General features: G+C 70.1%; 23 protein-coding genes and 1 tRNA gene. 10 read left to right on the forward strand and 14 right to left on the reverse strand.

Going from position 1 to position 19671, the window contains the following annotated elements; all coding sequences use genetic code 11:
• Positions 1 to 269, reverse strand: a 269-nt coding sequence (locus PIQ37_RS19260; RefSeq protein ID WP_342074702.1) for a hypothetical protein, incomplete at its 3' end; no start/stop codon positions are given.
• On the opposite strand from PIQ37_RS19260, the gene PIQ37_RS19265 reads away from it, so the two are divergent.
• The 4 genes from PIQ37_RS19265 (at position 268) to PIQ37_RS19280 (ending at position 4796) form a co-directional block, all read left to right on the forward strand.
• Positions 268 to 957, forward strand: a complete 690-nt coding sequence (locus tag PIQ37_RS19265) for an ABC transporter ATP-binding protein (protein ID WP_017908954.1) — start codon at positions 268 to 270, stop codon at positions 955 to 957. The two genes, PIQ37_RS19260 and PIQ37_RS19265, sit on opposite strands and share 2 nt — an antisense overlap.
• Positions 958 to 970: 13 nt before the next feature.
• The gene (locus PIQ37_RS19270) at positions 971 to 2128 is read left to right on the forward strand and encodes an ABC transporter permease (RefSeq protein ID WP_342074703.1); all 1158 of its coding nucleotides are present in this window, start codon (positions 971 to 973) and stop codon (positions 2126 to 2128) included.
• Positions 2129 to 2192: 64 nt separating this feature from the next.
• On the forward strand, positions 2193 to 3503 hold the full coding sequence (locus PIQ37_RS19275; RefSeq protein WP_342074704.1) for an ABC transporter permease: 1311 nt from the start codon (positions 2193 to 2195) through the stop codon (positions 3501 to 3503).
• Positions 3504 to 3653: 150 nt separating this feature from the next.
• A complete protein-coding gene (locus PIQ37_RS19280) occupies positions 3654 to 4796 on the forward strand; it encodes an alpha/beta fold hydrolase (RefSeq protein ID WP_043093604.1) in 1143 nt (380 codons plus the stop codon).
• A gap of 72 nt (positions 4797 to 4868) precedes the next feature.
• Here the strand turns inward: PIQ37_RS19280 and rarD are convergent, their stop codons facing one another.
• Positions 4869 to 5786 (reverse strand): EamA family transporter RarD, encoded by a 918-nt coding sequence (gene rarD, locus PIQ37_RS19285; protein ID WP_342074705.1) that lies wholly within the window; start codon positions 5784 to 5786, stop codon positions 4869 to 4871.
• Positions 5783 to 6679, reverse strand: coding sequence for a drug/metabolite exporter YedA (yedA, locus tag PIQ37_RS19290; RefSeq protein WP_267082224.1), 897 nt, complete (start codon positions 6677 to 6679; stop codon positions 5783 to 5785). Before yedA ends, rarD begins: the two co-directional genes overlap by 4 nt.
• Before the next feature lie 122 nt (positions 6680 to 6801).
• On the opposite strand from yedA, the gene PIQ37_RS19295 reads away from it, so the two are divergent.
• Complete coding sequence (locus PIQ37_RS19295; RefSeq protein ID WP_342074706.1) at positions 6802 to 7215, forward strand: Rap1a/Tai family immunity protein; 414 nt, start codon at positions 6802 to 6804, stop codon at positions 7213 to 7215.
• Between the two features lie 473 nt (positions 7216 to 7688).
• Complete coding sequence (locus tag PIQ37_RS19300; RefSeq protein ID WP_342074707.1) at positions 7689 to 8297, forward strand: hypothetical protein; 609 nt, start codon at positions 7689 to 7691, stop codon at positions 8295 to 8297.
• Positions 8298 to 8618: 321 nt separating this feature from the next.
• Here PIQ37_RS19300 and PIQ37_RS19305 read toward each other — a convergent pair whose 3' ends face one another.
• From PIQ37_RS19305 to PIQ37_RS19315, 3 genes are all read right to left on the reverse strand, one after another.
• Positions 8619 to 8786 carry a peptidase gene (locus tag PIQ37_RS19305; protein ID WP_407137034.1) on the reverse strand — a complete coding sequence of 56 codons (168 nt, stop codon included), beginning with the start codon at positions 8784 to 8786 and terminating at the stop codon, positions 8619 to 8621.
• 107 nt (positions 8787 to 8893) lie between these two features.
• Positions 8894 to 9826, reverse strand: a complete 933-nt coding sequence (locus PIQ37_RS19310) for an MBL fold metallo-hydrolase (protein ID WP_342074708.1) — start codon at positions 9824 to 9826, stop codon at positions 8894 to 8896.
• Positions 9827 to 10252: 426 nt separating this feature from the next.
• Positions 10253 to 11545 (reverse strand): tryptophan--tRNA ligase, encoded by a 1293-nt coding sequence (locus PIQ37_RS19315; RefSeq protein WP_342074709.1) that lies wholly within the window; start codon positions 11543 to 11545, stop codon positions 10253 to 10255.
• A 108-nt stretch (positions 11546 to 11653) separates the two neighbouring features.
• Here PIQ37_RS19315 and PIQ37_RS19320 point away from each other — a divergent pair, with 108 nt between their 5' ends.
• The gene (locus PIQ37_RS19320; RefSeq protein ID WP_407137029.1) at positions 11654 to 12589 is read left to right on the forward strand and encodes a hypothetical protein; all 936 of its coding nucleotides are present in this window, start codon (positions 11654 to 11656) and stop codon (positions 12587 to 12589) included.
• Between the two features lie 70 nt (positions 12590 to 12659).
• On the opposite strand, the gene PIQ37_RS19325 is transcribed toward PIQ37_RS19320, so the two are convergent.
• The 4 genes from PIQ37_RS19325 to rocF all read right to left on the reverse strand — a co-directional run bounded on the left by PIQ37_RS19325 (position 12660) and on the right by rocF (position 14518).
• Positions 12660 to 12875 carry a CsbD family protein gene (locus PIQ37_RS19325; RefSeq protein WP_010341025.1) on the reverse strand — a complete coding sequence of 72 codons (216 nt, stop codon included), beginning with the start codon at positions 12873 to 12875 and terminating at the stop codon, positions 12660 to 12662.
• A 186-nt stretch (positions 12876 to 13061) separates the two neighbouring features.
• The gene (locus tag PIQ37_RS19330; RefSeq protein ID WP_160966335.1) at positions 13062 to 13196 is read right to left on the reverse strand and encodes an entericidin A/B family lipoprotein; all 135 of its coding nucleotides are present in this window, start codon (positions 13194 to 13196) and stop codon (positions 13062 to 13064) included.
• A 103-nt stretch (positions 13197 to 13299) separates the two neighbouring features.
• Positions 13300 to 13452: an entericidin A/B family lipoprotein gene (locus PIQ37_RS19335; RefSeq protein WP_010341023.1), complete on the reverse strand. Its 153-nt coding sequence runs from the start codon at positions 13450 to 13452 to the stop codon at positions 13300 to 13302.
• 142 nt (positions 13453 to 13594) lie between these two features.
• A complete protein-coding gene (gene rocF / locus PIQ37_RS19340) occupies positions 13595 to 14518 on the reverse strand; it encodes an arginase (protein ID WP_342074711.1) in 924 nt (307 codons plus the stop codon).
• A 409-nt stretch (positions 14519 to 14927) separates the two neighbouring features.
• On the opposite strand from rocF, the gene PIQ37_RS19345 reads away from it, so the two are divergent.
• A complete protein-coding gene (locus PIQ37_RS19345) occupies positions 14928 to 15281 on the forward strand; it encodes a hypothetical protein (RefSeq protein ID WP_342074712.1) in 354 nt (117 codons plus the stop codon).
• A 235-nt stretch (positions 15282 to 15516) separates the two neighbouring features.
• Here PIQ37_RS19345 and PIQ37_RS19350 read toward each other — a convergent pair.
• From PIQ37_RS19350 to birA, 4 genes are all read right to left on the reverse strand, one after another.
• Positions 15517 to 15592: transfer RNA gene (locus tag PIQ37_RS19350), tRNA-Thr, on the reverse strand.
• Between the two features lie 102 nt (positions 15593 to 15694).
• Positions 15695 to 16534, reverse strand: a complete 840-nt coding sequence (locus tag PIQ37_RS19355; protein ID WP_342074713.1) for an SPOR domain-containing protein — start codon at positions 16532 to 16534, stop codon at positions 15695 to 15697.
• A gap of 127 nt (positions 16535 to 16661) precedes the next feature.
• Entirely contained in the window at positions 16662 to 17405 is a 744-nt protein-coding gene (locus tag PIQ37_RS19360) for a type III pantothenate kinase (RefSeq protein WP_342074714.1), read from the reverse strand.
• Positions 17402 to 18367 carry a bifunctional biotin--[acetyl-CoA-carboxylase] ligase/biotin operon repressor BirA gene (birA, locus tag PIQ37_RS19365; protein WP_342074744.1) on the reverse strand — a complete coding sequence of 322 codons (966 nt, stop codon included), beginning with the start codon at positions 18365 to 18367 and terminating at the stop codon, positions 17402 to 17404. The genes PIQ37_RS19360 and birA overlap by 4 nt, the downstream gene beginning before the upstream one ends.
• A gap of 155 nt (positions 18368 to 18522) precedes the next feature.
• Here birA and PIQ37_RS19370 point away from each other — a divergent pair, with 155 nt between their 5' ends.
• Both PIQ37_RS19370 and PIQ37_RS19375 read left to right on the forward strand, forming a co-directional pair.
• Positions 18523 to 18807, forward strand: coding sequence for a hypothetical protein (locus PIQ37_RS19370; RefSeq protein WP_342074715.1), 285 nt, complete (start codon positions 18523 to 18525; stop codon positions 18805 to 18807).
• Positions 18774 to 19562, forward strand: coding sequence for a M90 family metallopeptidase (locus tag PIQ37_RS19375; protein ID WP_342074716.1), 789 nt, complete (start codon positions 18774 to 18776; stop codon positions 19560 to 19562). The genes PIQ37_RS19370 and PIQ37_RS19375 overlap by 34 nt, the downstream gene beginning before the upstream one ends.
• The last annotated feature ends 109 nt before the right edge of the window (positions 19563 to 19671 follow it).

The raw sequence follows: 19671 nt of genomic DNA on the forward strand, positions 1-19671 counted from the left end.
CGCGGACGGCGTACATCCATGTACGCCGCCCTTCGGGTTTTTCCCCGCGCTGGCCGCCGCTTCGGAAGGGAACCCGGCAAGTCAAAAGCAAGAACAAGAACAAGAACAAGAACAACAGCAACAGCAACAGCAGAAACAACAGCAACAAGTGCACCTGCACCTGCACCTGCACCTGCACCTGCAACAGCAACAGCAACAGCAACGGCAATCCCCTCGCCCATCGGCGATCGCATCGCCTCCACCTTGTCCACCGCCAGGAACACCACCATGTCCACCCTCGTCACCCTGCGCAACGTCACCAAGACCTACCAGCGCGGCCCCGAGAAAGTCCAGGTCCTGCACGGCATCGACCTGGATATCGCCCGCGGCGACTTCGTCGCCCTGATGGGTCCGTCCGGCTCCGGCAAGACCACCCTGCTCAACCTGATCGGCGGGCTGGATTCGCCCAGCGGCGGCGAGATCGAGATCGAAGGCCAGCGCATCGACCGCATGAGCGGCGGGCAGCTCGCCACCTGGCGCAGCCACCACGTCGGCTTCGTGTTCCAGTTCTACAACCTGATGCCGATGCTCACCGCGCAGAAGAACGTCGAACTGCCGCTGCTGCTGACCTCGCTCAGCGCCGCCCAGCGTAAGCGCAACGCCGAAATCGCGCTGACCCTGGTCGGCCTGGCCGAGCGCCGCAACCACAAGCCCAGCGAACTGTCCGGCGGCCAGCAGCAGCGCGTGGCCATCGCCCGCGCCATCGTCTCCGATCCCACCTTCCTGATCTGCGACGAACCCACCGGCGACCTGGACCGGCGCTCGGCCGAGGACGTGCTGGGCCTGCTGCAGGAACTCAACCGCAGCCACGGCAAGACCATCGTCATGGTCACCCACGATCCCAAGGCCGCCGAGTACGCCACCCATACCGTGCACCTGGACAAGGGCGAGCTGGCCGACGCGCCGGCCGCGCACTGAGCGAGGCGATGCCATGAAGTATTTTTCGTTGATCTGGGCGCAACTGTTCCGCAGCAAGACGCGGACAGTGCTGACCCTGTTCTCGGTGATCGTCGCGTTCCTGCTGTTCGGCCTGCTCGACTCGGTGCGCGTCGCGTTCACCGCCGGCGGCTCGGTGGAGGGCGTCAACCGCCTGGTCGTGGCCTCGCGCCTGTCGATCACCCAGTCGCTGCCGGTGCGCCTGGAAGCGCAGATCCGCAGCGTGCCGGGCGTGCGCGACGTGACCTATGCGATGTGGTTCGGCGGCATCTACAAGGATCCCAAGGATTTCTTCCCCAACTTCTCGGTGGCGCCGAACTTCTTCGACGTGTACAGCGAATACGAGATGCCGCCGGAGCAGCTCAAGGCCTTCCGCGACACCCGCACCGGTGCGGCGGTGGGCGAAGCGCTGGCGAAGAAGAACGGCTGGAAGGTCGGCGACGTGATCCCGCTGCAGGCCACCATCTTCCCGCGCGGCGGCAGCAACGACTGGCCGCTGGAACTGAAGGCGATCTTCCGCGCCAAGGACCGCGCCAACGTGCAGGCGGAAAACCAGTTGATGATGAACTGGAAGTACTTCGACGAGAGCAACGACTACATCAAGGGCAAGGTCAGCTGGTACACGGTGCGGCTGGACAACCCCGAACACGCCTCGCGGGTGGCGCAGGCGATCGATGCGCTGTCGGCCAACTCCGACCACGAGACCAAGTCGCAGACCGAGTCGGCGTTTCAGCAGGCCTTCGTCAAGCAGTTCGCCGACATCGGCCTGATCGTCACCTCGATCATGGGCGCGGTGTTCTTCACCCTGGTGCTGCTGACCGGCAACACCATGGCGCAGGCCGTGCGCGAACGCATCCCGGAACTGGCCACGCTCAAGACCCTGGGCTTCCAGGACCGCACGGTGCTGACCCTGGTGATCGTGGAGTCGGTGCTGCTGATCGTGCTCGGCGGCCTGCTCGGCATGGCACTGGCGGCGGCGGCGATCCCGGTGCTGGCCAGCGCCAGCCGCGGCGCGCTGCCGGTGCACGCGGTGCCGCTGCAGACCTGGCTGATCGGCGCGGCACTGATGCTGGTCATCGGCGTGGTGGTCGGCCTGCTGCCGGCGCTGCGCGCGCAGCGGCTGAAGATCGTCGACGCCCTGGCCGGGCGCTGAGCCCGCCCCTTCTCTCCAGCACAGCGAGGCCACGGACGGCAACGCAGACCCGAGGAACAACGCAATGAAGATGCAATGGTTATGGAATGTCCTGGCGATCGCGGCGCTGGCGCTCGGCCTGGGAATCTGGATCGCCCTGCCCTGGTTCCTGGTGCTGGCGCTGGTGGCGGTGCTCGCCGTGCTGCTGCTGGTCACGCGCAGCGGCCGGCTGTCGCTGGCCGCTGCGCGCATCGGCATCGCCAGCCTGCCGCAGCGCTGGGGCGCCAGTTCGGTGATCGTGGTCGGCATCGCCGGCGTGGTCGGCGTGCTGGTGGCGATGCTGGCGATGGGCCAGGGCTTCCAGGCGACCCTGGACAGCACCGGCGACGACACCACCGCCATCGTCCTGCGCGGCGGCTCGCAGGCCGAGACCAACTCGGTCATCACCCGCGACCAGGTGCCCTTGATCGCCAGCCTGGCCGGCGTGGCGCGCGGCACCGACAACCGCCCACTGGTCTCGCCGGAGTTGTCGCAGGTGGTGAACCTGCAGTCCAAGTCCGACGGCACCGACGTCAACGCGCAGTTCCGCGGCGTCGGCGAGCAGGGCTGGGCGGTGCACGACAAGGTCAAGATTTTGCAGGGCCGTCGCTTCAAGCCGGGCCTGCGCGAGATCGTGGTCGGCAAGGGCGCGCAATCGCAGTTCCGCGGCCTGCAGCTCGGCCAGACCCTGACCCTGGGCAACCAGGCCTGGACCGTGGTCGGCGTGTTCGCCAGCGGCGACGCGCACGACTCGGAGCTGTGGACCGACACCCAGACCCTGGCCACCACCTACAACCGCAGCGCCTACCAGTCGATCAGCGTGCGCACCCAGGGCCAGGACGGCTTCCGCCAGTTCAAGGCGGCGATGGACGCCGACCCGCGGCTGAAGCTGGACGTGTTCACCACCCGCGAGTACTACCGCAAGCAGGGCGGCAACCTCAGCAAGGTGCTGGAAGTGCTGGGCACCTTCATCGGCACCATCATGGCGATCGGCGCGGTGTTCGGCGCGCTCAACACCATGTACGCGGCGGTCGCCACCCGTGCCCGCGAGATCGCCACGATGCGCGCGCTGGGCTTCCGCGGGTTGCCGGTGGTGGTGGCGGTGATGCTGGAGACCATGCTGCTGGCGCTGCTCGGCGGGGTGCTGGGCGGGCTGATCGCCTGGGCGATCTTCAACGGCTACAGCGTCTCCACCCTGGGCAGCAACTTCAGCCAGGTGGTGTTCCAGTTCAAGGTGTCGCCGCCGCTGCTGTGGACCGGGCTGAAGTGGGCGCTGGGCATCGGCCTGGTCGGCGGCCTGTTCCCGGCGCTGCGCGCGGCGCGGCTGCCGATCACCACCGCCCTGCGCGCGCTGTAGCGCCAGGGCTGAACGCGCCGGGCCGGGACACGTGTCCCGGCCCGGCCCAATGGCGGCTGACGCGTCATCGTTCCGTCATCGAAACGCGGTAGAACGGCCGCCGCCGAGGCGCTAGCCTGCGCGGCCATTTGGTTCCACGCCGCCACGCCCATGTCCTCGCGCCTGCGCCTGCTGCTCGTCCTCTGCGCCAGCCTGTGGTTGAGCGCCTGCTCCTCCACCTCGCTCAGCGACCGCCTGGTCGCGCCGGGCGGCGTGTCGCCGCTGATGGACGAGGAGCGCATCCAGAGCCTGCTGGCGACCCTGCCCAACCGCAGCGGCCACGTGGTGGTGCCGGGCGGCATCCCGATCTTCTGGCGCGCCATCGACCCGGGCGACTACCACATGCGCTATCGCTACGAGCACGCCGGCCGCGACGCCAGCGGCCACGAGCATGCCGACTTCGCCATGGACGTGGGCACCCCGGCGCCTGCCTCGCACATGGCCCCGCGCGGCACCGTGGTGCTGCTGCACGGCTGGATGATGGACGGCGACTCGCTGCTGCCGTGGTCGCTGGACCTGGCCCAGGCCGGCTACCGCAGCATCAGCATCGACCTGCGCAACCACGGCCGCTCCGGTGGCGGCCCGGCCGGCTACGGCACCCGCGAGTCCGACGACGTGGTCGCGGTGATCCGCGCCCTGCGCGCCAGCGGCGAGGTGCAGGGCCCGGTGTACCTGTTCGGCGTGTCCTACGGCGCGGCCACCGCCCTGTTCGCCGCGCAGAAGCTCGGCGACCAGGTCGACGGCGTGGTCGCGATGGAGTCCTTCGCCAACGCCGGCCGCGGCATCCGCGACATGATCCCGCACATGCTCGCCAGCCGCCCGCGCGGCTGGATGGCCAGCGCGGCGATGGACCTGGCACGCTGGCGCTACGGCGGGCAGAACCTGGACGCGGTGATCGCCAACGCCAACCAGCGCCTGGCGCTGAACCTGGACCAGGTCGACGTCACCGCCGCCGCCCGCGCCGCACCGGCCTGCGTGCTGCTGCTGCACGGCAGCGCCGACCAGCACATCCCGGTGACGCACGGCCGCCTGCTGGCGCTGGACGCGCCGCGCGCGCACTACCTGGAGATGCCCGGCGAGAACCACCTGAGCCTGCCGATGCGGCTGGACCTGCTGGCGCCGACCGTGGAGGACTGGTTCGCCGACCTGCAGTCGCCGAGCCACGGCGGCCGCTGCCCGCAGCCGCTGCCGCCGCGTGCGGACCCCGAGCTGCAGTTGACCGGTGGGCCGGCCGCGAGCGGTAGCCGCGGATGAGTCGGGATTAGGGAGTCGGGATTGGGGATTCGTAACAGCGGCTGTCCTGCTGCTCTTGCCAATCCCGAATCCCTACTCCCCAATCTCCGCTCGCCGCCACACGCCGGACCGCCAAAGACTTTCGCCGGCGAACAACAGCAATCCGATCCAGATCGCGGCGAAGCCGATCGCCTTGCCGGCGTCGAACGGCTCGCGGAAGAACCACACGCCCAGCAGCAACTGCAGGCTCGGCGCGATGTACTGCAGCAGCCCCACCAGCGACAGCGGGATGCGCCGCACGCCGTAGGCGAAACCGATCAGCGGCACCGCGGTGACCACGCCGCCGAATGCCAACAGCAGGTCGTTGCGCCAGCCCCACGCGCCGGCGAAGCCACCGCCGTGGCCGGCCTCGCCCCACAGCACGAAGCCCAGCGCCGGCAGGAACAGGTACAGGCTCTCCACGCCCAGCCCGGCCACCGCATCCACCTGCACCAGCTTGCGCAGCAGGCCGTACAGCCCGAACGAGCCGGCCAGGCCCAGCGCGATCCACGGCAGCGTGCCGGCGTCGACGGTCAGCCAGGCCACGCCAAGCGCGGCGCAGGCCACCGCCAGCCACTGCAGCGGGCGCAGCCGCTCATGCAGCACCAGCACGCCGAGCAGCACGTTGACCAGCGGATTGATGAAGTAGCCCAGGCTGGTCTCGATCACATGGCCGGCATTGACCGCCCAGATATACAGGCCCCAGTTGAAGGCGATCGCCAGGCTGCTCAGCGCCAGCGTGGCCAGCGCGCGCGGCTGCGCGGCGATGCGCCGCCACCACTGCAGGCGTGCGCTGTACACCAGCCAGGCCACCACCAGCAGCGTGCTCCAGACGATGCGGTGGGCGATGATGTGCGGCGACGGCACCGCCTGCAGCAGGTGCCAGTACACCGGCACCACGCCCCACAGCGCGAAGGTCGCCGCGGTGATCCACAGGCCGCGCCGGGCCTCCTGCGCGGCGACCGTTGTCATCGCCGGGTCCTCGCCACGGTGATCACCACCACGCCGGCCAGGATCACCGCCATCGCACCGAAATCGCTGGCGCTGAAGCGTTCGCTGCCGAGCCAGCTGCCCAGCGCCACCGCGATCACCGGATTGACGTAGGCATAGCTGCCGGCCAGCGCCGGGCGCACGTTCTGCAGCAGCCACACGTAGGCGGTGAAGGCGACGATCGAGCCGAACACGCACAGGTAGGCCACCGCCAGCATCCCCTGCGCGCTCGGCAGCGTGTGCAGGCGTTCGCCGCTGAGCAGGCCGATCGCCACCAGCATGACTCCGCCGCACAGCATCTGCCCGGCGGCGGCCATGAACGGCATCGGCAGATCGCGCCCGCGCGACCAGACCGAGCCGAACGCCCAGCCAACCGGCGCGATCAACAGCAGCACCAGGCCCAGCGGGCTGGCATTGAGACTGCTGCCGGCGTTGAGCCACACCACGCCGGCGAAGCCGACCACGATCCCCAGCCATTCGCCGCGGCTGGCATGATGGCCGCGCAGCGTGCCGAACAGCGCCATCCACAGCGGCACCGAGGCCACCGCCACCGCCGCCAGCCCCGAGGACACCTGACGCTCGGCCAGCACCACCAGGCCGTTGCCGCAGACCAGCATGAGCGCGCCGAGCATGGCCAGCGGCCGCCACTGCGCGCGCGTGGGCGCGGCCACCCCGCGCCAGCGCAGCACCGCGTACAGCACGCTGCCGGCGATCACGAAGCGCGTGCCGGAGACCACGCTCAACGGCGGCGCGCCGCCCTCCAGGGCGAAGCGGATCGCCAGATAGGTCGAGCCCCAGACGACATAGACCAGGAACAGGGCGAGAACGACGAAGCCGCCGCGCGCAGGCGCAGCGGCGACAGGAGCAGAAGGCATCGGACGGCGCCAGAGACAGCAGGGGCGCTATTCTAGAGCACCTGGTCTGCGCGCAAGCCCTCTCGCCCGCGCGCGGCGCGTTGCCGCGGCGTACAGACCACTCGTCGAGAAAGGAGTCGTGGATGACATCACACCGCACCTGGCTCGCGCTGCCCTTGCTGGCGGCGCTCGGCAGCAACAGCGCGGCACGCCCGCCTGCCGGACCCTGGGACTTGAACGGACATCAGTTGCTGGAAGCCCCGCTGGACGGCTCGCTGGCAGACGACCTGGGCCCACAGCAACCGCAGGAACTGCGGGTCATGGTGTCTTCGCGCACGGCGGCCGCCTACATGCTCGGCATCGCGGCCGGCAGCGAGGGAACGCGATGGTGCCGACCGGCCAGCCAGTCCGGTCCACCGGATGTGCAGGCCCTGGCCGCCGATCTCGGCGCGCTGCCCGACGCGCGCCTGGACGAGCGCGCCAGCGACCTGGTCGTGCAGGCCTTGGCCAAACGGTATCCCTGCAAACCGGCCAAGCCACGCCGCCCATCGCATTGAGGGCGCCGCCTGCCTCAAGGTCGCGTCGGCGCGACGAGGCAGTGATGAGCCGTTGGCGCGACGACGCGTCGGGCGCCGCACGGGCATCCACACTGTCACCGCAGCCACCGCCAGCGGCACCTGGCGCTCCACCGTCATCACCAGGCCGCGGTGCTGCAGGTCCGCATGGGCGCGCCAACAACCAGACCAGCAGCGCGCAGGAGATGAAGGATCTCAACCAAGTCGCGTCAGCTGCCGCCACTGTGCATGGCCGACCCGTGCCGCACTCTGGCGGAATAAACGAGATCGGCCTCGCGCAAGGAGTGTGCTGCTCCATGCAGTTCTGACCCCTGAAGTTTCCACCGATCAGCCGACGTCCATGACAGCGCAACTGCAGCCCGTTCCGGCGCTCCGCAGCCCCCGAAAAACCTAAGAGACGGTTCAGCCGCACGGGCGTATCTGTACGCACACACACCTGCTCGCTGCGCACCGCCATGGCCATCGATACCGCACTGTCGCCGCTCGGCACCGTCACTCCCTACGGCGCGTCGCCCTATGGCTTTTCCGCAGCGAGTGCCTCCAGCGGTTCGGCTCAAGCCGGCAACCCGATCGTGGCCAGCGACGACCCGGCAGCGGTGCAGCAGGCGGTGGAATTGTCCGGCGAGGCCTCGGTGATCTTCAGCCTCGGCGGCCTCGCGGGAACCACCCCGGCCAACACCGGCCTGACCTACAACGCGGCCGGGCTGTTCAACAGCATCGTCAGTGCCGGCCCGACCGATGCGGCCTCGGCTTCGTCTGCCGGCAGCTCCAACTCGACGACCGGCACGTCGACTTCGTCCACCGGCACGTCGACCTCGACCGGCACCGCGCCGTATCCCACCCTCGACCAGGCCACGCAGACGTACGACCAGGGCCTGCTCGGCACCATCACCGCGCCGCCGTCGACCCCGGGCCTGTACAACGCCTCCGGCGTCTTCAGCAGCCAGGGCCTGACCCCGCAGCTGTCGTCGCTGCTGCAGTCCAATCCCAGCCTCAGCGGCACGGTCACCGGCGACCTGCTCAACCAGGGCATCGTCGGCGGGTTGATCGACACCACTGCCTGAGCAACGCTGCATGGTCGCCTTGCGACGCCCTCATGCGTCTGGCCCGGTAGAACCTGTTTCCGTGCACTTCTAGTGCGCGCTTTTCGCTGCCTTGCCGAACACCGCAGTGTTCTCTCGTAGGAGCGGCTTCAGCCGCGACAGGCATTACCGGTGACACCCCGTCGCGGCTGAAGCCGCTCCTACACGTGGCCTTGCGCCGCCAGCGAAGACCCCTTTCTCCCGCGAAACCCAACGCAACCGCGCGTGTCGCCGGCCAACGGCTCCGGCACTGCGCAGCCAACGTGCGGTGACGGCACTCGTATGTCGCTCGACCGGCGTCGCTCAGCCAGGCATCGCCGGACCACAGGCCTCGGCCGGATCGCTGTTCGCCGGCAAGGCATGCCGCTCCAAGGCATCGGCTTCGCCGCCCGCATCGCCGGCCAGCGCATCGTTGGCCGCCTGTGCCGCACCTCCCATGAACAGGGAAGCGGACAGCAGCAACATGCGCATCGGGTTCACGGTCACGACCTGGCAACAAGCGGGCCGCACAGTGTAGAGAATGGCGTCGTGCCGAGACAGCACGGCGACGCCTTCGCGTGCGCGAAACCGGCCGCCGTTCAGCGCGCGGGACGATCCAGCCAGCAGGCCAGGCCCTGCGCATTGAGTTCGATGTCCATGTGCAGCACGCGCTCCACGCCGGCATCGTCCAGCGGACAGCCATGCAGCCGCGCCCGCTCCAGATACAGCGCGGTCAGCGCCGCGACCAGGCAGCGATGGCGGTCGGAACGGCCGTCGCAGCCGCGCGCGATCGCCACCATCGCTTCCAGTTGCTCCAGCAGTTCCGCCGCCAGCGTCTCGGCGCCCCCCACCGGGCCGTAGTGGGTCAGATACAGCGTCTGCGGCGCGTAGCCGAGCATGCGCTGGATCGAGGCCTGCATCGCTTCCGGCTCGAACTGCACCGGCGACGAGGTCGGGATCGCGAACGCGCCGCGCGCGCTGTCCAGCTCGCGGTAGGACAGGCCGAAGGTGTCGCCGCTGAACCAGCTGCGGCTGCGTGCGTCCCACACGCACAGGTGATGGCGGGCATGCCCCGGGGTGTCGATGCACAACAGCTCGCGCCCGGCCAGCGACAGGCGATGGCCGTCCTCGGCCACCACCACGCGCTCCGCCGGCACCGGCACGATGCTGCCGTAGCTGCGCGCCATCTCCGCCTCGCCGTACACCGCGGTGGCGCCGGCGATCAGCCGCGCCGGATCGATCATGTGCGGCGCACCGCGCGGATGCACCAGCAGGCGCGCGTTCGGCAGGTGCTGCAGCAGCGCACCCGCACCGCCGGCATGGTCCAGGTGCACGTGGGTAAGGATCAGCCAGTCCACGTCGGCAGGCGCCAGACCGGCGTGCGCCAGGGCGTCCAGCAGCACCGGCACGGCATGGCTGGTGCCGCAGTCGACGAAGGCGCCGCGCCCGTTCTCCACGATCAGGTAGGCGGCATCGAACTGCGCGCGCTGGAAGCCGGTATCGACGAGATGGATGCTGGGATCGCGTGGCATGGCGCAGAAGCGTGGCTGGGCGAGGCTCCATTCTAGGCGGTATGGAGAGCCCTGCCAGTGCCGGGCGGCAAGGACCGGATGAGGACGAATAACGGAAACGCCGGAGACCCGACAGCCCATTGCGGGAGGGACTTCAGTCCCGACTGCCTGCGGCCGGCAAACACACGTGCTTCGGATGTCGCAATGGAACGCGTCATTGGTCTGTAGGAGTCGACCGTCATGCAGCCGCGACAGGCGAAGCCGAACGCCGCCTGACACCCTCCGTCGTCGGGACTGAAGTCCCTCCCACAATCCAATCCTCCGACAAGACTAGTGCCGCCCTGTCGGAGCCGCTTCAGCCGCGACAGGCATTCCTAGGCGACAGGCATTCCGAGGAATGCCTGTCGCGGCTGAAGCCGCTCCTACGACGGACCGCCGTGCGAGCGCTCAGCCCGCCTCGCGCAGCCGCGCCAGCGCCGCCAGCACCGTCTCGGCCGGTGCTTCCAGGGTTACCGGCGCCGCCTGCAGCGCGTCGGCCTGCGCGGCCTGCTTGAGCGCGGCGATGATCTGCCCGGCATCGCGCGGCGAGGCGAAGCCGCCGCTCTGCAACAGCAGCACGCCCTCGCCATCGAGCAGCTTGAAGTAGAACTGGCCATCGGCTTCGCGGTACTGCTTGAAGCTCGGCAGCGCCTGCTTGGCGGTCGCCGCTTCGGTGGCGCCATCGGCCTGCGCCGACAGGTCGCGCAGGCCCACCGCGTGCCGCAGCTCGGCCAGGAACGGGATCGCATAGCGTTCGCGCAGGCGCTGCGCGTTGTCGCGCAGGATCGCCTCGATGTCCTGCGGACGCGCCATCAGCGCCTCGTAGCGCACCCGCATCGGCGCGATCTCGGCATCGATGCGTTCGAACAGCTGCTGCTTGGCCTCGCCCCAGCCAATGCCGGCGGCGAACGCCTGCGCGAACGCGGCCGTCTCCTCGGCGCTGGCGAAGGCCTGGTACAGCTGGAACAGCGCCGAACCCTCGGTCTCCTTCGGCTCGCCGGGCGCGCGCGAATCGGTGACGATGGCGAACACCCGCTTCTTCAGCTCCTCGCGCGGGGCGAACAGCGGAATGGTGTTGTCGTAGCTCTTGCTCATCTTGCGCCCGTCCAGCCCGGGCAGCGTCGCCACCTGCTCGTCGATCAGCGCGTCGGGCAGGACGAAGTGCTCGCGGCCGTAGACGTGGTTGAAGCGTTGCGCGAAATCGCGCGCCATCTCGATGTGCTGGATCTGGTCGCGGCCCACCGGCACCTGCTGCGCCTTGAACAGCAGGATGTCGGCGGCCATCAGCACCGGATACATGAACAAGCCGGCGGTGACCCCGGCATCGTCGTCCTCGCCGTCGGCGCGGTTCTTGTCCACCGCGGCCTTGTAGGCGTGCGCGCGATTGAGGATGCCCTTGCCGGCGACGCAGGTCAGGAACCAGGTCAGCTCGTTGGTCTCCGGCACGTCCGACTGGCGGTAGAACCACACCTGCGCCGGATCCAGCCCCGCCGCCAGCCAGGTCGCCGCGATCTCCAGGGTCGAGCGCTGGGTCCGCGCCGGGTCCTGCGCCTTGATCAGGCTGTGCAGGTCGGCCAGGAAGAAGAAACTCTCGATGCCGGGACGCCGGCTGGCCTGCAGCGCGGGACGGATGGCGCCGACGTAGTTGCCCAGGTGCGGCGTGCCGGAGGTGGTGATGCCGGTGAGAACGCGGGTGGTCATGCGGAATGGACGGTCAGGGGGAAACCCAGCGAGTTTACCCGCTGCGCGGCAACCCCGTTCCGGCGCGTGGTGCGTTCAATCCGGCGTCCCCGTCCTGGAGTCGCCACGATGCACGTTCCCGCTCCTTCCCTGCCCCGCCGTTCCCGTTCCCTCGCCGTGCTCGCTTTCGCGCTGCTGTGCATCGGCGGGCTGTGCGGCTTTCGTCCATGGCCTTCGCCGCCGACATCGGCGCCGGCGGTGCAGCTCCAGGTGATCGATCGCGATGCCGGCGACGACCCGCTGCCCGCGCATGCCTGGCGCGGCGAGCGCTGGATCGCCGCCACGCCCGGCCACCGCTACGCGCTGCGCCTGACCAACCTGACCGGCGCGCGGGTGCTGGTGGTGCTGTCGGTGGACGGCGTCAACGCGGTCAGTGGCCAGACCGCGGCCAGCGACCAGCGCGGCTATGTGCTGGCGCCCTGGCAACAAACCGAGATCGCCGGGTGGCGCAAATCGTCCGAGGACGTGGCGCAGTTCGTGTTCACCGACCTGGAGGACAGCTATGCCGCACGCACCGGGCGCCCGCGCAACGTCGGCGTGATCGGCATGGCGGTGTTCGATGAAGCGCGGGCCGTGTCCGATGCCTTCTTGCGCGAAGCGGAGGTGGCCGGCGAGACAGCGCGCGCGGCAACGCCCGGCGTCCCGGCACCAGACGCGACGCCTGCACCGGCAGCGGCCGCCGACATCCCGCAACGCAGTGCGGCCGCGCCCCTCGCGGCGGCACCGTCCGCGGACGCACGGGCGTATGCGCACGAAGGCACCTCCGCTGCCCGCGTGCAGCAGCGCCTGGGCACCGGCCACGGCGCGCGCGAATGGTCGCCTTCGCGCGTCACCGAATTCGAGCGCGCCAGCGACGTGCCGATGCAACGGACCGAGCTGCGCTACGACAGTCGCGCACGGCTGATCGCACGCGGCGTGCTGCCGCGGAACCTGCCGCCGCGGCGCGTGGCGATCGCGCCAAGCGCGTTTCCCGGCGACTACGTGCCCGATCCGCCGGCGCGCTGAGCGTCCCGCGCACCCAAAAAGCACGGGCCGCAAGGCGGCCCGTGTCGACGACGCTGCGGCGGCGTGCGCCTCAGTCGTGGTATTCCTTGCCCAGGCTGTCGCGGAACGCGTGCACTTCCTTCTCGGCGCGATCGCGCGCCCAGCCGTAGCGCTCCTGCAGCTTGCCGGCCAGGTACTGGGTGTTGCCCTCGGCGACGTCGAAGTCGTCGTCGGTGAGGTCGCCCCACTGCGCCTTGATCTTGCCCTTGAGCTGGGTCCACTTGCCGGCAATGATGTCTTTGTTCATGGCATCTCTCGTGATGTGTAAGCGGCGCCGTACGCCGCCCGCGCAGCATCGCGCGGCCCGCGTCGTGGACCGATCAATGCAGCGTCAGCAACGCATGAGCATCGTGAACCGTTACGCCGTGGGTCGGCAGCCGCGCAAAAAAAACGGGCCGGCAAGCCGACCCGTTTCTGGTCACCGAGACGAGGCTCAGTTCTTGGCGGCGTCTTCGACCTTCTCGCCCGCCTTCTGCACGTCCTTGCCGGCACCGGCAACGGTGTTGCAACCGGCCAGCAGGCCCACCGAGAACATCGCCAGCAGCATCCACGCAAACGTACGCTTCATAGGTTCACTCCTTCATGGTCATGGAACGCGGCCACCGGGGCCGCGCGAAACTCGCGGATCGGTCGTTCGCGGGGCGCGCCGCCGCCGTGATCGACCGATGCGCTCAGCACTTGCCCGCGCTGCAATCCTGCGCCTTGTCTTCCACCTTCTCGCCCGCCTTCTGCATGTCCTTGCCGGCGCCGGCAACGGTGTTGCAGCCGGTCAGCACGCCAGCGCAGAACAGGGTCAGCATCAACAGGGTGGTCAGTCGCTTCATCGTGGTGGTCCTCGGCAATCGCAGGTGGTCGGGGTGGGCGGCGATAGGCGTCGCCGCGCTACCGTCTGGCGGTGAATCTGCCGTCACGACTGTGGATTTCACGTGAATGAACCGGCGACCCATTCAGGGTGACCCCGCGTCCTCAGTCCCGCATCAGGGTCGATTTGCCGAACAGGCTTTCCACCAGGTCCACGGCCAGCTCCGCGGTCAGGTTGCGGTGGTCCAGCACCGGATTCAGTTCCACGATGTCCAGCGAGGCCATGCGCCCGCTGTCGGCGATCATCTCCATCACCAGCTGCGCCTCGCGGTAGTTGGGGCCACCGGGCACGGTGGTGCCGACACCCGGGGCGATGCTGGGGTCGAGGAAGTCCACGTCGAAGCTGACGTGCAGATGGGTGTCGGCGTCGAGCCCGTCCAGCGCCGCTTCCATGGTCCGCTTCATGCCCATCTCGTCGATGTAGCGCATGTCGTACACGTCGACGCGGTGCTGCTTGATCAGCCGCTTCTCGTCCGGGTCGACCGAGCGGATGCCGATCTGCCGCACCTGCTCCGGGCGCAGCGCCGGCGCGCTGCCGCCGAGCTCGGTCAGCGCCTGCGGCCCCAGCCCGCACAGGCAGGCCACCGGCATGCCGTGCACGTTGCCCGACGGCGTGACCTCGCTGGTGTTGAAGTCCGAATGCGCGTCCAGCCACAGCACGCGCAGCTTGCGGCCCTGCTCGCGGCAGTACCGCGCCACCGCGGTGATCGAACCGATGCCCAGGCAATGGTCGCCGCCGAGCACGATCGGCATGCGCCCGGCGCACAGCTCGGCGTAGCTGGCCTCCATCAGCGCGCGGTTCCAGGCCACCACCTCATCCAGGTGGCGATAGCCGTCGACCGGCGCCTGCCAGGGATTGCGCGGGCCGTCGATGTTGCCGATGTCGCGCACCTCGGCGCCACGATTGGCCAGCGCCTCGTGCAGGCCGGCGATGCGCAGCGCTTCCGGCCCCATGCGCGCACCACGATGCCCCGCACCGATGTCGGTGGGCACGCCGATCAGGGACACCGGCAGAAAGGACGACTTCATGCGCATACGCTCCAGCCAAAAAAGTGACCCAGTCTAGCGGGACCGGCATGTCACGACTCGCCGCGTCGCAGCAGGCGGGGCGCGCGTGCACAAGTTGCAGCCGTGTTGAATGGTGGCGTGCGACGAAAAGAAGGACATCGGCGGCTGTGGCTGATGCGAGAAGTCGGGACCCGCGCCTGGAGGGGCAACGCATCAATGCGCGCGCTGTCGACGCAGGCATCCAAGGACCGGCGACACCGTATCGCGCGTGCTGCGTCGCTCGCGCTTCGCCAATAAGGGCCGGCGCGCTCCCTCGGATCATCCGACGAAAAAAGCTCGCAGCAAGTCGGCGCGACGCTTGTCAACGACGTATGGTTGGACGTCGACGACACCGGCTGGATAAGCTTCGCCGCCGCTTCTGGAGATCACCTTGGATAAGCCGTTGATCGTGACCTTGGAGGCCGCACTCGCCGGGTTCACGTTCCTTCCCTGGTTCGCGTGGGCGCACAACAGCCTGAACCCCGTACTGATCCTGCACGCGGACCACGTGGAGTACCGCGTTCTTCGCACGCGCACTCGTCCGTACCGTCAAATCGCCAGGGTGGACTATCGGAAGGCATGGGGAACCGAGAACGTCGTGCTGGAGTTCCAGGGAGCGAAGACGACCTTCATCGCGAACACCGGGCTGCTCCGGCGCACCAGAGAGGCCATCGCCTTCTTGCAGCGGCAGGGTTGTCCGCTTTCCGCGCGCGCACAGTCCTTGCCCATGCCGCGAACCGCATAGCGCAGCTCGCGACGACACGCGGCGATCCAACCGCGCTTCGGTTGAGCGGTTGTTGCCTCGCGAGTGTGCTGCTTAGTGCTTGCCATCCGCCACGTCACCGCCCTGCTCGCGTGACGCGCAGTTGCTCCCTGCTCGACTGGATGTGCGTGAGGGCACGCGACAGAAAGCAAAAACCCGCTGTTTCAGCGGGTTGATGGCGCAGCGCGGACATCTGCGGATGCCGGCGGATCGAAGATGGTGCCGCTTATCCGAATCGAACGGATGACCTACTGTTTACAAGACAGTTGCTCTACCGACTGAGCTAAAGCGGCAAGATGGACGACGCCCGCGGGCGGGCCCGGGGCAGTCTACCTGCTGGCGCGGGCCTCGACACGCCCTACGGCGCAGCGCCGTGCACGGGCAGGCGCGGCATTCTAGCGCAGCGTGGCGCAGTCCACGGTGCGCTGGCGTGCGGCGCCGAGCTGGCGGCGCAGGGTCGCGGCCTGCGCCGCGGAGTCGGCGCGCAGGTCCAGCCACCAGCGCGACTGGCCGCTGCCGCCGCTGGGGATCAGGTCGGCGTTGAAGCCGGCACGGGCCAGTTCCTGGCGGCGGCGCTCGGCGCCTTCGCGGCTGCGGTACTGGCCCAGGGCGATGGCGTTGCCGGCATCGCCCTGGCGCAACGGGTAATAGTCGCGGATGCCGGCGGCGACGATGCGCTCGGTGGCCTGTTTGAGGCCGTCCTCGCCGCCGATGGTCGGCAGGATCACGCGGAAGCTGGTGGCGTCGCCATCGGCGGCCTCGCGCAGGCGCGGACGCAGCGCTCCCGGGGCCAGCGCGGCGACGGCGGCCTGCGCCGCGTCGCGGTCCGGGTACGGTCCTACGCTCAGGCACACCGCCGCGTCGGCGGCCGGCGTTGCTGCTAGCTCGGCCTGGGCCTGGGCCTGTGCGGGAACGGGCGCAGGGGCGGCGGCAGGTGGAGTGGGCGCGATTTCGGGCGCGACGCTCGTGGGAGCCGCTGGTGCGCTGGCCGGTGCCTGGACGGAGTCGGCTGGATCGGCGGCGACGGCGCTGTCCTGCGCATCGGCAGGCGCGGCAGCCGGCGTGGGCGGCGCAGCAGCCGGCGCCGGCGCTTCATTGACCAGTTGCAGCGTCGCCACCCCGGCCGGCACGGCCGGCATCGGCACGGCTGGCGGGGTCGGCGGCTGCATCGCCCACCACACCGCCACGCCGAGGTTGAGGATGGTCAGGACGACGAGCAGGGCGCGAACGAGCATGGCCGGATTCTAGAGCGTGCGATGCACGTTGGGAGAGACAGTGACGTCTGCGCGGAACGTGGTCACCTCGGCGCGACGTCCGCTTCCGTCACACCGCGCCGCATCGCGGCCGCCTGCGCCGGCCCGCTCAGGCGGCACCGGCACCGGCCACGGCGTGCGCCTGCGCCCACAGCGCCAGTCCGTCCAGGACCAAGGCGGGGCGCTGCTCGGCTGGCGGCAGTGCGTGCAACAGCGGGGGCACGCCACCGCCGTGCAGCAGCAGCCGCGGTCGGCGTCCGAGCAAGGCCTCGCCCTGCTGCAGGCTGCGTTCGATCAGCGCCACCGCCGCGCCGTCGCAGCCGGAGGCCAGCGCGTCGGCGGTGTCGGCGGCGAACTCGTGGTAGTCGCCGCCCTCGGCCGGCAGCTGCGCCGCCTTCTGCTGCAGCGCCTGGCGCATCACCGTTGGCGACGGCGCGATGCGGCCGCCGCGATGCAGGCCGTCACGATCGAGCAGGTCCACGGTCAGCGCCGTTCCCACGCCCACCACCAGCACATCGCCGCCGCCATGCGCGGCGAGCAGGGCCAGGAACCGGTCCACGCCGAAGGCCTGCGGTCGCGCATAGGCGATCCGCACGCCGGCGCACGCGGCCTCGGTGCGCACCACCTGCACCTGCGCGAAGCGGCTGCGCAGCGCCTCCAGCACGGTGGCGGTCAGGGCCGGCGCGGCGACGCTGGCAACGTAGGCGGTGCCACCCTGCGGCAGCGCCGCGACCGCCGCCGCGTCCATCGCCTCGGCGCCATGCGGCCAGGCCTGCACCGCGCCCACCTGCCCGTGTTCCAGCGCGGCGAACTTGAAGCGCGAATTGCCCAGGTCGAACAGCCAGTCGCTCATGCCGGCCTCACGCTGACGTCGCCCGCATGCACCGGCTGCTCGCCGTCGGCGAACGCCACCCGCAGCGCGCCGTCCTCGGCCAGCCCCAGGGCGGTGCCTTCGCGCACCTGGCCGCCGTCGTCGATGCGCACGGCGCGTCCGGCCAGCAGATCCAGCGCGGCGTAGCGCGGCAGGAACGGCGCCAGTCCCTCCGCATCGAACAGCGCCAGCGCCGGCAGCAGCTGCGACAGCACCGCCGCGGCGATCGCGTTGCGCGACACCGCGCCATCGGCCAGCCGGGTCAGGTCGGTCCACGGCTGGTCGATGTCCGCCGCGCTGGCCGCCGGCATCGCCACGTTCAGGCCCAGGCCGATCACCGCCCGCGCCGGTCCGGCGAACTCGCCGCCGCCTTCCACCAGCAGGCCGCCCAGCTTGCGCCCGTCGGCCAGCAGGTCGTTCGGCCACTTCAGCCCGACCGTGGCGAATCCGGCCGCACGCAGGGCTTCGGCCACGGCCACGCCGGCCGCCAGGCTCAAGCCGCCCAGCCGGCCCAGCCCACCTTGGAAGCTGCGCGCCACCGACAGGTACAGATGCGCCGCCAGCGGCGACGCCCAGACCCGGCCACGGCGGCCACGGCCGCCGGTCTGGCGCTCGGCCAGCAGGACCTCGCAGCCCCGCGCCGGCGCCGGCCGCTGCAGCAGGGTGGTGTTGCTGGAGACCAGGCTCCAGGCGATCTCCAGCCCGGCCAGCTCGGCGCCCGCCGGTCCGCTCAGTCCGGCCCGGATCGCCGCGGCGTCGAGCAGTTCCAGCGGCCGTGCCAGGCCATAGCCCTCGCCGGCCCGGCCCTCGATCTCCACCCCGGCCGCGCGCAGCGCCTGAATGCGCTTCCACACGGCCGCCCGGGTCAGCCCGCAGGCGCGCGCCAGGGCATCGCCGGACAGGGGCCCCTTGCTGAGCCTGGCCAACAGTTCGCGCTCGTCCAACGCCGGTTCCATCGCCTCGTTTCGCCCCTGGGCGTGCAGTGGCGCGCCCTTGTGAACCGAAAAGTATGCGGCAACGCCCCCCGGGCGCCCAGGGCCGGGGCCCTGCATTGGGTGAAAACCGCGTTAGAATCGGGATTCACCGCCGCTCGCCCTGGATGCCGACGATGCGCCGTTCCCTGCCCTGCCTGCTCCTGTTGCTGCTGCCACTCGCCGCCGCCCACGCGTCCAACGTGCTGGCGGAGAAGCCGCACACCGACTGCACCTACGGCGACGCGGCCGATGCCGACAGCTCGCCGACGCGCCCGCCCGCGGCGATGCATGCGCCCGCCTCCACCGGCAAGCCGGCCTCGACCACCACGGGCGGCGGCAGCGACAGCGACCTGGTGCCGCGCATGCGCATGCCGAAGTGGCACAGCTTCCTGCCGGGGATGTTCCGCTGATCCCACGCTGGCTGCGCGGGCTGTGGTCGAAACCCGCCGCCATCGATGACGCCACCTGGCAGGCCGTGCGCCGCGACTGCGCCTGGGTCGCCGCTCTGGATGCGCCGCGCGAACAGCGCCTGCGTGCGCTGGCCAGCGAATTCCTGCATCGCAAGACCATCTCGCCGCTGGGCGGCCTGCAGCTGGATGCCCGGCAGTGCAGCCTGCTCGCCGCACTGTGCTGCCTGCCGCTGCTGGAGTACGGCAGCGAGGGCATGCGCGGCTGGTCGCAATTGCTGGTCTACCCGGACGCGTTCCGCGTGCAGCGCAGCCATGTCGACGCGGCCGGCGTGCTGCACGAGTGGGAAGACGAACTGATCGGCGAATCCTGGGACAGCGGCCCGTTGATCCTGTCCTGGGCCGACGTGCAGGCCGACCTGGACGATCCGCGTGCCGGCTACTGCGTGGCGGTGCACGAAATGGCGCACAAGCTCGACGTGCTCGACGGCGCCCTGGACGGCACACCGCTGCTGCCGCGCACGTGGCAGCGGCAATGGGCCGACGATTTCCAGCGCAGCTACGACACCTTCTGCGCGCGCGTGGAGCGCGGCAGCGCCAGCGAGATCGACGCCTACGCCGCGGAAGCGCCGGAAGAGTTCTTCGCCGTGGTCAGCGAATATCACTTCTCCGCGCCGCAGCGGCTGGAGCGCGAAATGCCCGAGGTCGCCGCGCATTTGGCTCGGTTCTACGGGCCGTCGCCGTTCGCTGCGGCCTGAACCGCGCACGCCTCTGGCGGCACTGTGTCAGTGACAGGGAATGGTCTCCGCCGCAATGAAGTACGGGATACGGCAAGCGGAGCGCGGAAGGCGTCGGGACTGAAGTCCC

The sequence above is a fragment of the Xanthomonas protegens genome (assembly GCF_038442435.1).
Classification (GTDB): domain Bacteria; phylum Pseudomonadota; class Gammaproteobacteria; order Xanthomonadales; family Xanthomonadaceae; genus Xanthomonas_A; species Xanthomonas_A sontii.

Bases quoted from the DNA above. Each gene is read 5' to 3' on its own strand.
- PIQ37_RS19265 (WP_017908954.1), top strand. From the start codon at position 268: ATGTCCACCCTCGTCACCCTGCGCAACGTCACCAAGACCTACCAGCGC.
- PIQ37_RS19270 (WP_342074703.1), top strand. From the start codon at position 971: ATGAAGTATTTTTCGTTGATCTGGGCGCAACTGTTCCGCAGCAAGACG.
- PIQ37_RS19275 (WP_342074704.1), top strand. From the start codon at position 2,193: ATGAAGATGCAATGGTTATGGAATGTCCTGGCGATCGCGGCGCTGGCG.
- PIQ37_RS19280 (WP_043093604.1), top strand. From the start codon at position 3,654: ATGTCCTCGCGCCTGCGCCTGCTGCTCGTCCTCTGCGCCAGCCTGTGG.
- rarD (WP_342074705.1), bottom strand. From the start codon at position 5,786: ATGACAACGGTCGCCGCGCAGGAGGCCCGGCGCGGCCTGTGGATCACC.
- yedA (WP_267082224.1), bottom strand. From the start codon at position 6,679: ATGCCTTCTGCTCCTGTCGCCGCTGCGCCTGCGCGCGGCGGCTTCGTC.
- PIQ37_RS19295 (WP_342074706.1), top strand. From the start codon at position 6,802: ATGACATCACACCGCACCTGGCTCGCGCTGCCCTTGCTGGCGGCGCTC.
- PIQ37_RS19300 (WP_342074707.1), top strand. From the start codon at position 7,689: ATGGCCATCGATACCGCACTGTCGCCGCTCGGCACCGTCACTCCCTAC.
- PIQ37_RS19305 (WP_407137034.1), bottom strand. From the start codon at position 8,786: ATGCGCATGTTGCTGCTGTCCGCTTCCCTGTTCATGGGAGGTGCGGCA.
- PIQ37_RS19310 (WP_342074708.1), bottom strand. From the start codon at position 9,826: ATGCCACGCGATCCCAGCATCCATCTCGTCGATACCGGCTTCCAGCGC.
- PIQ37_RS19315 (WP_342074709.1), bottom strand. From the start codon at position 11,545: ATGACCACCCGCGTTCTCACCGGCATCACCACCTCCGGCACGCCGCAC.
- PIQ37_RS19320 (WP_407137029.1), top strand. From the start codon at position 11,654: ATGCACGTTCCCGCTCCTTCCCTGCCCCGCCGTTCCCGTTCCCTCGCC.
- PIQ37_RS19325 (WP_010341025.1), bottom strand. From the start codon at position 12,875: ATGAACAAAGACATCATTGCCGGCAAGTGGACCCAGCTCAAGGGCAAG.
- PIQ37_RS19330 (WP_160966335.1), bottom strand. From the start codon at position 13,196: ATGAAGCGTACGTTTGCGTGGATGCTGCTGGCGATGTTCTCGGTGGGC.
- PIQ37_RS19335 (WP_010341023.1), bottom strand. From the start codon at position 13,452: ATGAAGCGACTGACCACCCTGTTGATGCTGACCCTGTTCTGCGCTGGC.
- rocF (WP_342074711.1), bottom strand. From the start codon at position 14,518: ATGAAGTCGTCCTTTCTGCCGGTGTCCCTGATCGGCGTGCCCACCGAC.
- PIQ37_RS19355 (WP_342074713.1), bottom strand. From the start codon at position 16,534: ATGCTCGTTCGCGCCCTGCTCGTCGTCCTGACCATCCTCAACCTCGGC.
- PIQ37_RS19360 (WP_342074714.1), bottom strand. From the start codon at position 17,405: ATGAGCGACTGGCTGTTCGACCTGGGCAATTCGCGCTTCAAGTTCGCC.
- PIQ37_RS19370 (WP_342074715.1), top strand. From the start codon at position 18,523: ATGCCGACGATGCGCCGTTCCCTGCCCTGCCTGCTCCTGTTGCTGCTG.